8 protein-coding genes are annotated in these 7,471 nt (G+C 57.7%); 3 read left to right on the top strand and 5 right to left on the bottom strand.

The features are described from left to right. Positions 1-263 precede the first annotated feature (263 nt). The 3 genes from CXQ94_RS21050 to CXQ94_RS21040 all read left to right on the top strand — a co-directional run bounded on the left by CXQ94_RS21050 (position 264) and on the right by CXQ94_RS21040 (position 2,869). Complete coding sequence (locus tag CXQ94_RS21050) at positions 264-812, top strand: TetR/AcrR family transcriptional regulator (protein WP_104092550.1); 549 nt, start codon at positions 264-266, stop codon at positions 810-812. Further along, positions 809-1,369, top strand: coding sequence for a dihydrofolate reductase family protein (locus tag CXQ94_RS21045; RefSeq protein WP_104092549.1), 561 nt, complete (start codon positions 809-811; stop codon positions 1,367-1,369). The genes CXQ94_RS21050 and CXQ94_RS21045 overlap by 4 nt, the downstream gene beginning before the upstream one ends. 684 nt (positions 1,370-2,053) lie before the next feature. After that, the gene (locus CXQ94_RS21040; protein WP_219817101.1) at positions 2,054-2,869 is read left to right on the top strand and encodes a tyrosine-protein phosphatase; all 816 of its coding nucleotides are present in this window, start codon (positions 2,054-2,056) and stop codon (positions 2,867-2,869) included. A gap of 78 nt (positions 2,870-2,947) precedes the next feature. On the opposite strand, the gene CXQ94_RS21035 is transcribed toward CXQ94_RS21040, so the two are convergent. From CXQ94_RS21035 to CXQ94_RS21015, 5 genes are all read right to left on the bottom strand, one after another. After that, entirely contained in the window at positions 2,948-3,694 is a 747-nt protein-coding gene (locus tag CXQ94_RS21035; RefSeq protein WP_104092548.1) for an ABC transporter permease, read from the bottom strand. Between the two features lie 9 nt (positions 3,695-3,703). After that, entirely contained in the window at positions 3,704-4,453 is a 750-nt protein-coding gene (locus CXQ94_RS21030) for a hypothetical protein (RefSeq protein WP_104092547.1), read from the bottom strand. 5 nt (positions 4,454-4,458) lie between these two features. Continuing rightward, positions 4,459-5,199: an ABC transporter ATP-binding protein gene (locus CXQ94_RS21025; RefSeq protein WP_104092546.1), complete on the bottom strand. Its 741-nt coding sequence runs from the start codon at positions 5,197-5,199 to the stop codon at positions 4,459-4,461. A 128-nt stretch (positions 5,200-5,327) separates the two neighbouring features. After that, on the bottom strand, positions 5,328-6,026 hold the full coding sequence (locus CXQ94_RS21020) for a response regulator transcription factor (RefSeq protein WP_104092545.1): 699 nt from the start codon (positions 6,024-6,026) through the stop codon (positions 5,328-5,330). Continuing rightward, positions 6,019-7,206, bottom strand: coding sequence for a sensor histidine kinase (locus tag CXQ94_RS21015; RefSeq protein WP_181034352.1), 1,188 nt, complete (start codon positions 7,204-7,206; stop codon positions 6,019-6,021). The genes CXQ94_RS21020 and CXQ94_RS21015 overlap by 8 nt, the downstream gene beginning before the upstream one ends. Positions 7,207-7,471: the final 265 nt, after the last annotated feature.

Below are 7,471 nucleotides of genomic sequence, written 5' to 3'. Positions count from 1 at the left end.
GGAATCCTACACTGCTACGTTGCTGAGGTCAGGGGTGATGTGACGTTTTGCCGTTTTGGCCGCAGGAGGTTCCCCTGTGGGACGAGCTGCCGCCGATGGTTCACATCCAAATTCGGATGATTCCTTGCCCCGCGAACCGACCGGCATACGGGATTATGGGACTGCTCCAGTGGAAAAGAATTTACACTTGCTGATTCGACTTGCAAGCGCACTTTCCACCGAGTGGTGCAACAAAGTTAGTAATTCATGATTTACTAACTCCTATGGGTAGACCGCAGCGAACCTCTGACATCGACCTGCTGGACCTGATCGATGCTGCGATTGCCGAGCGAGATTCAACAGAGCCTTGGGGTCTCCAGGACATCGCGCCCGCGGCTGGAATGAGTCCCGCAGGTCTAATTAAGCGCTTTGGCTCCAAGCAGGGCCTGCTCCTTGCCCTCACCAGGCGTTGGATCGAACGAATCCCTACCTCGCCCATCGGCGCCGATGTTCCACTGGCAGAGCTACGTGGGTATATCGAGGACAACTTCGCCGCACCCTCATCGTCGATGGCGATCTTCGGTCTAGGGGAACTCATGCGCGATCTTTGGTCTCCAACCGCGGCTGAGCTACTGCGTGACGGGTGGCGTAAGCAAGTCAACTATTTCTCCACCCTTTTGGCACTCTTGCCTTTGCGAACAGGCTTTGAGCCTCACGAGACTGCCTTGATACTTCTCGATGCGCTCCATGGCAGTCTCTACCGGCGCGCCGTGGACTTCGACCCCACAACACCGACCCATACTCTCGATAACCTCCTGAAAGGCTGGACATGACACACGACCGCAACTGGCAGGGATGCGTCTTCATTGGCACAAGTCTCGACGGCTACATAGCCAAGCCCGATGGCGACCTCACCTGGCTCACTGATCCGACCCCACGTCCGCACACAATCGGATCCGCAGCACACCCCGCGCTGACATGGGAAAATTTTTACCCAAATGTAGACACGCTTGTTATGGGCCGCACCACCTACGAGACTGTCCTGACCTTCCATGCTTGGCCGTTTGACGGCAAACGTGTCATCGTACTCAGCAGGACATCCGAAGGCGACGAACGAGTGCAGGTCGTCCGGTCGGTCGTAGAAGCGCGAGAACTTCTATCGTATGAGGGAGCAGGCCGCGTCTACATCGACGGAGGTCGGACGATCCAGTCATTCCTCGCTGCGGGACTCATCGATGAAATCACCGTCTCAATCGCACCAGTGCTCCTCGGGCGCGGAAGCAGGCTCTTCGGCGATCTCGACCGTGACGTCCTACTCACCCTTCGCGGTCACCACGCAACTCAGGACGACGGGTTGCTGCGAGCCACCTATTCCGTGCAATCCAGATAGTTCCTCACCGACCCACTCAGGGTTCCCGTACGGGCATCTCAAGGCCGTGCAGACGAGTACTGAAATTTGTGCAGACGAGTACTGAAAATGACAATGGCCCTGCATGTTCTGGTGGCCTCATGATTCCCTGGCACCCCTCGCTTGCGGGTGTCTCAGTTCCAAGGAACTGGGACACTCCCCCACTGAGACACTGCCAGTAATGAAACATGTCATTTTCAATACTCGCCTGCACAGCGTCCCGCGTATTTCTAGGGTTGTGCAGACGAGTATTGAGCACTGAACTTTCGGTACTCCCCTGCACTAATCTCCACTCCCGCTCAGTACTCCCCTGCACGACTCTTCTCAGGAGCGTACTGGTTCGGCCGACCTTCTGCTTGCGGACGGCCCAGTGCGGCTTCCATTGGCAAGCTGCAGCCCAGTGGCCACTTGAACCTGCCGTACGATTTTTCCGTTTTCTGCGGCGACCCCAGTACCGCCCGTATTTGTTTCTCAGCACGCCCGTGTAGAGGTTCTGTACCCGTGACTTGCGTGAGATGCTCGGGCAAGTTAAGCCGTGCCACAGCTACACTGATCGTGACCTTGCTTTCTACATGCTCGACCGTACCGCCAACAGCCGACTCCGATGCCTCGGTTCGTGTCGGCCATGGGTCAGGCCGCCACCGATTCCGCCTAGAAAGAGTTCTTGTGACCCCTCAGCTTCCCGACCGCCGCGTAGTACTCACAAGCGCACCGAACATGCGCGACCTCGGCGGTATCCCAGTCTCACACGGCATTGTGCAACCCGGCCTCCTCTACCGGTCCGCGTCACTCGCTAAGCTCGACGGCTCGGGCGAAGCCGCATTCACGAAGCTCAACATCACAACCGTGTACGACTTCCGGACCGCGGCCGAGCGACACGGAGCCCTCGATCATGTCCCTGAAGGCACTCGCATAGTCTGGCTTGATGTGGTCGCTGACGCCCCCAACAATGTTGCCGCGAGTATCCCTAAGCTCATCGCCGATCCGGCTGCGCTTGAGAGTATGCTCGGTGCTGGACGCGCGGATGAGTATCTCGCCGATGCGAACCGGGAGTTCGTCAGCATGCCATCCGCCCGCACCGCTTACCGGAAGTTCTTCCTTGACCTGATCGATGAGCGCCGCATCGGGGCAGGGCTTTTCCACTGCACCACCGGAAAGGATCGCACCGGGTGGGCTGCAATCTCCTTCCTGCTACTCCTCGGGGCGTCCGAAGACGACGTACGCGCCGATTACCTTGAGACGAACACCGACCTTGCCCCAGCGCTTCAGCCCATGCTCGATGCTCTCGAAGCAAAGGGAGTGAACATCGGCCTACTGCAGCCGATCCTCAGGGTGTGTGACAGCTACTTCGACGCTGCACTGAACGAGATGCGTAGCAAGTACGGGACTATCGAGGGCTACGCACGGACCGGACTCGGTCTTACCGACGCGCAAATCGGCGCACTCCGTGTTCGCTTCATCCACACCCCAACGACCTATTGAACGACCGTCTTACGGGACTCTGATGTTCCCCTTGCGGGCGCAACTCTCGTGGGCGTCGCCGCTGACTGCTCCGGCCTTCTAGTTGGTTCCGACATCGCGGCTCTGGAACAGGCGCGACCCAATAGTTCCGAGTCCGAGAGCCCAGGCCGTCATGACGAATGCACCGGGTATCGGGTCAAGGAGTCCGACGCCGGGATATGTAGTTAGGAGTTGGACTCCTGCCAGGTCGGGAAGGAATTTCAGCGACGGTATCGCACCGACCAAAGAGATTGTCAGTCCCAGGACCATGGGCACGAGAACCACGATGGTGGCAATGTAGTTGCGCATGATCAGTGTCGCGCTGGCAGCGATCAAGCTGAGCAAGCTGTAGTTGATGATGGCACCCAACAGGTTCCAAGCCATGGATATTGTGAATTGGTCCAAATTCATTCCCCGGTCACCCAGAGCGGCATGTTTGAGGAGCACAGCACCTGTCGTGGAGAGTGCAGCAACAACTGCGGATAGAAGTGCGGTGATGAGGAGCTTGGCACCGATGATTCGACCACGAGAGGGGGTCGCGGTGAGAGTTGTTCGTATTTGAGCATCCAAGTACTCGCTGCCCACCACAAGAGCTGCGAACAAGATGATGATCGGTTGTCCAAAGCCTGCGGTCTCAAAGCCGTGTGACTCGATGGGAAACCCACCCGGAGCAGTGCGTGTGGGGTCGAAAGCGCGTCCTGAGAAGAATGCCAACAAGGGCGGCACCAAGACAGCCACAAGTAAAGTGACCTGAACGCTGCGCAAGGTGAACGCTTTGGTGAGTTCGGAACGAAAGGTGTTGAACATGCTCACGCCTCAGACATCTCTGCCAGAAAATGCAAAGTAAGCAGTACTGAGCAGTACGAGCGCCCAGAGTCCTTGAACGATTCCTCCGGTTAGCGGGGTGAGGTAGGTTCCTGCTGCAGGATCGCTATACATGGATGCACCAGCTGTCACGGGCAAGTATTTTGCACCACTCCAGAACGAGGCGAGGAAGTCACCAATACCGATGACCAGGGGGGTTACCAGGAGCAGTGGCAGGACCGCAGTTCGAGCGAGGGACCCAATGGCGAAAGCGATCAGTGCGGTCAAGGTCCAGGCGAGGGTCACGCCGCCAAGGTGCTTCCAGATTTCAGGCGATAACGTCCATGGGCCAAGGCCGGAGTTTGACGCCATATGGGTGATGACGATCGTGCCAGTCATCGTGATGAAGCCGATACTCCCGACGCTCACCGCCAGTAATACTGATTTTGTCAGGAAGAGCCGTCCGCGTTTCGGCGTGGCAGCTAGCGTGGTGCGGATCTGCATTCCGCTGCCGTACTCGTTTCCTGCCCAGAGTGCTGCCAGTACGACCACGAGCACGTATCCATACCCTGCCATCTCGAACCCTTGGAATTCCAGTGGAACGGGCTCAGACGAAAAGAGTCGCGGGTCATCTGCCGGTAGATTAGACGCTCCCGCGTTGGTCAGGGCCATCGGCCAGGTCGCCAGAATCGCCACCCCTGCGATAATCCAGGTTGTAACGTTCGTGAATAATTTTGTGCTTTCGGAACGAAATAGATTCATCGCCCTCATTCTTGCTCGCTGCCATCAATCCCGCCGGAAAGATATTCTGATTTTCCTTCGGTGAGTGCGAAGAATGCCGTCTCCAGGTTGCCGTGGTCTCCTCTGACTTCGTCTCCAGTACCTTGGGCAACCACGCGACCTTGGGCGATGACAACAAAGTCATCAGCGGTTTCTTCCATCTCGCCCATCAGGTGACTAGATACAAGAACTGTTTTCCCATCCGCCGCCAGCGAACGCAAAAAACGGCGTATCCAGCGGATCCCGTCGGGGTCAAGCCCGTTGGTTGGTTCATCGAGCACCAAAATCTCTGGATCACCAAGTAGTGCTGCTGCAATGCCGAGACGTTGCCCCATCCCGAGTGAAAATCCGCCGATCCTGGTGCGGCTAGCATCGCTCAGACCGGTCGTCGCGAGGACTTCATTGATCCGGGAGAGCGGTATGCCGTTGCTTTGCGCGATCCACGTGAGATGGGATTTGGCAGTGCGGCCCTTGTTCGCACCGGGTCCATCGAGCATCGCCCCCACCGTCCGCAGCGGATTGCGCATGCTGCGATATGTGTTCCCGTTGATCAGTGCAGTTCCGGAGGTGACCCTGTCCAAGCCCAAGAGAATGCGCAGAGTGGAGCTTTTGCCGGCCCCGTTTGGCCCGAGGAACCCTGTGACGCGGCCAGGTTGTGCTGTGAAGCTGATGTCATTGACAACATTGCGGGTGCCGTGGCGTTTGACGAGATTACTGATTTCGATCATGAGTTCAAGTCAAACAAGTACCGTGGCGGAAATCCGCCCCCTCATGTTGACACTTTGGAACAACTTGGCAGCCACCTACCAGTGCTCAAAGGCAAATACAGTCCGCGAATGTTGACAGTTCAGCTCGGTCAACATTGGGGAACCTGGCCCTCGGGTGTGATGAAACCTGTTTCGTAGGCGATGACGACCAGTCCGGCGCGGTCGCGGGAGTCGAGTTTGGTGAGGATGCGACTGACGTAGGTTCTCACCGTCATGCGGGACAGGTGGAGCTCGGCGGCGATTTCGTCATTTGATCTGCCGCGCGCGATCAACCCAAAGGTTTCACGCTCCCTGGCGGTCAACCGCTCCAACCGTGCATCTTCCCGAGCTGCGCTCATTCGTGTGGTGGCAGCGCTCGGAGAAGGGGTCAATGTGGCAATAAGCCGCTTGGTGATTTCGGGGGCCAGTAGGGCATTGCCCTCGTGCACCACCTTGATCGCGTGCAACAACTCTGAGGGCGGCGAGTTCTTGAGAAGAAAACCAGATGCCCCGGCACGAAGTGCCTCATAGACGTACTCATCGAGGTCGTACATCGTCAACACGATGACTCTAGGACCACCCGGCTGAGAACAAAGCGCACGGGTTGCCTCCAGCCCACTAATCCGGGGCATCTGCACGTCCATCAACACCACATCTGGGCGATGCTGAGCGCATAATGCGATGGCTTCTTCCCCGTCGGCAGCCTCCGCAACGACCCGCATGCCAGGGTCGCTATCAACCAGAAGACGGAATGACCCTCGCAAAAGGGCCTGGTCATCTGCGATCAGAACCCGAATCACGTCATTCATTGTCACCATCTTCTCCGTGGGCCAGGGGCAATACTGCCGATGCTTCGAATCCTCCAGCAGGGAGTGTCCCGGCATGGAAGGTACCGCCGAGCAGGTTCACACGCTCTTGCATTCCCCTCAGTCCAAACCCGCCATTCCCGTGCGAGATATCGCCACGGCCGTTGTCGGTAACAGTGACGGTCACCGACCGATCTGAGGCATGGACTTTGATGTCGCAGCGGGTTGCTCCCGAGTGCCTAATCATGTTGCTGACCGCTTCCCGCACAATGCGATGAGAAGTGACCCGGTGGGCAGCCGGCAATTTCTCGATACCGGTAGCCGTGACGGTCGTCAGGACACCAGATTGCTTGGCCGTATGAGCAGTCTCGGCCAGTAAATTCGGCAGTTCTGCCGCGAACACGTCGTCGTCATCCGCGCCCCGCGTCGTGCTGAGTAACGTTCTAAGTTCGGCGATGGACGAGCGAGAAAGTTGTTCAATCTCTCGCAGGGCAGAGCGCAGTTGTGCCTCGCCGAGCCCCTCGATGTGTGCGGCCACGCCCGCCTGGACACCAATCGCGCCCAATGAATGTGAAAGCACATCATGAACATCCCGCGCCAAACGCATGCGTTCTTCGATCGCGGCAGTCGCTGCGGTTAGTTCCCGTGCCGTTCGAGTCTTCACGCCCAGTGCCCACGCCACGCACAACGTGATACCGCTGAACAACACGTTGCGCATGTCATCTTCGGAACCGGCAACATCAAGAAATAGCGCTATGAACGCCCCGACAAAAGCGACACCCAGCATCCACGGAGCAAAAGCCCGGCGACCACGCTGGGCCGCCACTGAATTCAACGCGATACCAGCCAACAACAACGGATCAACAGTAAGCCCCAAGACCGCCGCAACGACAGTGCTGACGAAAGCGAGCGTGAACGCAATACGTGGGTAAAGGTGGCGTAGGCCAACACCAGTGATCGCCACGACGCCGAGCATGATCTGAGTGATTCTCCACGCCGGATCAGGTGCTGGAATGGTCATCCACAGGACCAGCACGACCAACATCGAGGCCAACACCTCGTGCGTGATCAGTTTCCGCTGCTGCCCAGCCTTGCGAAGAGTGTTTTCGTAGACCACGTCTGCTTGACGAAATTCATGATTGAACCGAACGAGAAATCCCCTCCAATAACCCTGGATGTGCACACCTTGATCTAGCCTATCGGTCAACTGAACGGCAGACCGGGCGCAATATGCTGACAGCCGACGACAACCAGCGGCGTGGGTCAGAAGCTCGCCACACGAAATAGCTAAGATGCTCCGAAGGATCGGCTCGATCCTGTACATCCGGATACAGCACAAGCGACTGCCCACAAAGTGTCCCGTAGAGGGTTCGGCGGATTCAAGCGGTCATTGCAACAGGAGGGGTTCGATTAGTTCGATCGGTTTCTTGAACTCTAGTCGTTTGCGT

The organism is Arthrobacter sp. GMC3, from assembly GCF_002929305.1.
Taxonomy (GTDB): domain Bacteria; phylum Actinomycetota; class Actinomycetes; order Actinomycetales; family Micrococcaceae; genus Specibacter.
The sequence above is the reverse complement of the archived record's forward strand: the minus strand, read 5'-3'. Positions and strand labels throughout refer to the sequence as shown.